The organism is Moorena sp. SIO3B2 (assembly GCF_010692525.1).
GTDB classification, from domain to species: Bacteria; Cyanobacteriota; Cyanobacteriia; order Cyanobacteriales; family Coleofasciculaceae; genus Moorena; species Moorena producens.
This window is the reverse complement of sequence record NZ_JAAHHE010000507.1, coordinates 1-3,785: the sequence shown is the minus strand read 5'-3', so window position 1 is coordinate 3,785 and position 3,785 is coordinate 1. Positions and strand designations below refer to the sequence as shown.

Annotated in this window: 3 protein-coding genes and 1 pseudogene; 3 read left to right on the top strand and 1 reads right to left on the bottom strand. The window is 40.1% G+C overall.

Annotated elements, in window-relative coordinates:
• Nucleotides 1–504, bottom strand: a pseudogene (locus F6K38_RS37095) (pentapeptide repeat-containing protein); the annotation flags it as partial.
• 494 nt (nucleotides 505–998) lie between these two features.
• On the opposite strand from F6K38_RS37095, the gene F6K38_RS37090 reads away from it, so the two are divergent.
• The 3 genes from F6K38_RS37090 to F6K38_RS37080 form a co-directional block, all read left to right on the top strand.
• A complete protein-coding gene (locus F6K38_RS37090) occupies nucleotides 999–2,081 on the top strand; it encodes a DNA cytosine methyltransferase (RefSeq protein WP_008177580.1) in 1,083 nt (360 codons plus the stop codon).
• The gene (locus tag F6K38_RS37085; protein ID WP_287360007.1) at nucleotides 2,054–2,248 is read left to right on the top strand and encodes a hypothetical protein; all 195 of its coding nucleotides are present in this window, start codon (nucleotides 2,054–2,056) and stop codon (nucleotides 2,246–2,248) included. The genes F6K38_RS37090 and F6K38_RS37085 overlap by 28 nt, the downstream gene beginning before the upstream one ends.
• 346 nt (nucleotides 2,249–2,594) lie before the next feature.
• A partial coding sequence (locus F6K38_RS37080; RefSeq protein ID WP_287360005.1) for a GAF domain-containing protein occupies nucleotides 2,595–3,785 on the top strand: 1,191 nt, incomplete at its 3' end.

Below are 3,785 nucleotides of genomic sequence, written 5' to 3'. Positions count from 1 at the left end.
TAAGATTAAGCGGCTTGGTTTGATATCAATAATGTTGATCGTGTATCCTGAAGATTGTTGTAAAATAGATTCAATCAGTTTTGAAGGTTGAACTGAATTTATATCTCCTTCTAATACAAGAACAGCTTTTATTGTTTGACTTTGTCTTTCGATTATAGTCTCTTGGTGCGTCAGGGTTTGACTTTGCTCTACACCCTGCACCGGCTCTGAGCTACTGCCATCAGTTTTGTTTAGTTGTTCTGATGATTTTTCTTCTACTATTCCCGCAATTTCTTTCCAGTCTAGGGTCAATCCCTCACATATTCGTTTAAATAAATCAAGCTGAATTGGCTCTGACTTAAAAAATTGGGTAACTGTATAGTGACTTATCCCTTGTGACTTGGGGAAGTTACTTTTTAATTCAAACTCTAGCTTTTCCAAAGCTTTTTTCGCTGTTTCGACACCTTTTGAAGAGGCGGCAATAGTTAGTTTTTTAGTTTTATTACCCTGGCTAAACTCTGTCATTGTCTTGCTGATTTAGCATAACTCTAGCATCAGAAGTATTGAACAGAGAATAGGCAATAAGGAATAGGGAATAGGGAATAGGGTAAAAACTAGGAAGTTTGGGGAGGGTGAGGAGAGTGGGAAAAAACAGGGTATTTATAGCATGGTTTTAGCTAATTCAGATCACTCAGTATTTTCACCCTACCCTACAAGGGACGCCAAAGGCTAACAACTTTCAACCTCTAACCTCCAACCTCCAACCTTAAACCTTCAACCTCCAACCTCCAACCTTAAACCTTCAACCTTAACCCTTAAACCTTACTAACCTGATCGTAAATAATCAAATATGTACCAATTTGGCATAACAAAATCAGCTGATACCCTTAAACTACAATTAGTCCAAATATAGCCCTGATCATAATTATGAGGTACAGTAAATTTTCTTACCGCTGCTCCCTACTCCCTACTCCAAATAAAAATGCTATAGCTGATAGCTAAAAACTGCTCCCTAAGTCATGAATGATTCAAAAAACGCCATCGATCTATTTGCAGGGGCAGGTGGCCTTTCTCTAGGTTTCCATATGGCTGGGTGGCAGATCACCACAGCAATAGAAATTGATAAGTCTGCTGTTTCCACTTATCGAGAAAACTTTCCTAGCACTAATGTTATTCGCTCCGATGTTCGAGCTATAGACTTTACTCAATTTCAAGGTATTGACCTAGTAGTAGGTTCACCGCCATGTCAACCTTTTTCTGTCCCAAACCAAGAGCGAAATAAACAGTTATCCCGAGCCAAGCCTAAGGATTTAGTTCCAGAATTTATTCGAGCGGTAAGGGATATTCGACCAAAGGCATTTTTAATGGAAACTATGCCTGGGTTGCAAAGGTCTAAAAAAAATCACTATTATCAATGGATTGAGCAGCAGCTTCAAACCCTAGATTATTCAGTTTATGTAGAGGTGTTAGAGGCAGCATCCTATGGAATTCCCCAGTATCGTGAACGTCTATTTTTCGTCGGTTTAGCCACAAAAAATGATTTTACGTTTCCCCGGAAAACCCATGGTTTAGGGACATCTAATCCCTATATTTCATCGGGTTCAGCCTTAACTGATGTTCCTGACTATGAGCCCAATACCACTAAAGTTTCCTATGCCAATAAACCCGTTATTCGTCCTACCCCTTGGACAGCAACTCTAGTCAAAGGTGGGGGAAAACCCATCAATTTCGATGCACCAAGTCCTACCATTACCGCTACTACAGTCGGTTACTGCACCCACATTATTGATCCTGAAGGTGTTTTACTGGTGTATCACCGTCATTTAATGAATGGGGGAAAGCCGAGATCAGGAACAGTTGAAGGGGTAAGACGGCTGACGGTACGGGAATCAGCTAGACTCCAATCCTTTCCTGATCATTTTGTATTCAAAGGTTCTAAAACATCACGATACAGACAGGTTGGTAATGCTGTACCACCACGGTTAGCCAAAGCAGTTGGAGAAGCAATCCATAAAGCCATCTTCCCCTCTGAGGTATCAACGACAAAAGACTTTCAATCCTATTTTGATCAGCTTTGCGACAAATTGCATCTGCGGCTGTAGGGGATAAGAGTGTGGGAGGTGTGGGAAGTGTGGGGAGATACAGTCAACTTAGTTACCCCTACTCCCTACTCCCTACTCCCTTAATGGAGTGTGGGGAGATGAAAGTGATGTGTAACAACCTGATTTGCGTTTACGTTTGTCCATCAGAAGTTAACGTTTTTTGTTAAGTTAAATTATTAAATATTGAGTTTTTACGTATTATTATTAATATTTTTTTAGAAGCAAGGCTAACATTCCTCTTGATGGCAAGAGGAATCCCATAAACAGCAGAAGATCTAAAGGCAAGACAAAAAATTTAATGTTTTTTTAAAAATTACTCTAGACCTAGTCGTTGACTTCCTGGGATATACTAGAGATTGCTAGCTAGTCATAGGTAAGTTCGGTTAAAGATCCACAAGTATTAGACCAAATAGTATTAGGCCAAATAGTATTAGGAATGATATCGATAATCGGAGAGCCTTCCTTCTAGAACTCGTATAACTGTTTATAATCCTGGATTAAGGTCAGAGAATTATGCTAGGAATAGATTTACCAGCACAACAAACCAGATTGGATCACGAACCGATTCATGTAATTGGTCAAATTCAGCCTCATGGGGGACTGTTGGTACTGGAAGAGCCTGAGCTAAAAATATTACAAGTTAGCAACAATACCTCTAGGGTTTTGGGAATCCCTGCCGAAGCCATGCTAGAAAAAACCCTAGAAGATGTACTTGACCCATTCCAAGTGGAGAGAATTAAAGCTGGGTTATCTGAGGAAAATCTAGACCTGATCAATCCTACTAAAATTTGGGCGAGGAAAAAAGGGGATGATTACGCAGTATTTGATGGTGTGTTTCATCGTAACTCAGATGGATGTCTGATTCTGGAATTAGAACCAGCAGTTTCCCGTGAGACTATCCCATTTTTAAGCTTTTATCATCTAGCAAGAGCCTCCATCAACCAGCTCCAACAAACCTCAAACCTCCGAGATTTTTGTCAAATCATCGTCAAAGAGGTGCGAAAAGTCACTGGGTTTGACCGGGTGATGCTCTATAAGTTTGAAGATGATGACCATGGAGCAGTTATTGCCGAAGAAAAACTAGACAGTCTGGAATCTTACCTAGGCTTACACTATCCAGAATCCGATATTCCTAAACCAGCTAGACGATTATTCTGTTCCAATTGGATCCGCTTAATTCCAGATGCCAATTCCCAACCTGTTGAGATTTTTCCTACCGATAATCCCATCACCAATCGCCCCCTTGATTTAACATTATCAATTCTCAGAAGTGCTTCCCCCTGTCATATCAAGTACCTCCACAATATGGGAGTTGGGGCGTCTTTGACTATTTCATTGATTAAAGATAAAAAACTCTGGGGACTTATTGCTTGTCATCATCAAACCCCTAAATATGTATCCTATGAGTTGCGCAAAGCTTGCGAATTTTTAGGACGAGTGATTTTCTCAGAGATTTCAGCCCGAGAAGAGACGGAAGACTATGACTATCAGATGAAGTTGTCCTATATTCAATCAATATTGATTGAGTATATGTCCCAAGAAGAAAACTTTATTGATGGCTTAGTTAAGCATGACCCCAATTTACTGGACTTAACCAGTGCTCAAGGTGCAGCAATTTGTTTTGGGGATAATTTTACGGTTATTGGTGAAACCCCTAGTGAAGAAGACCTGAAGTTTTTGGTGCAATGGCTGAAACAGAATGTT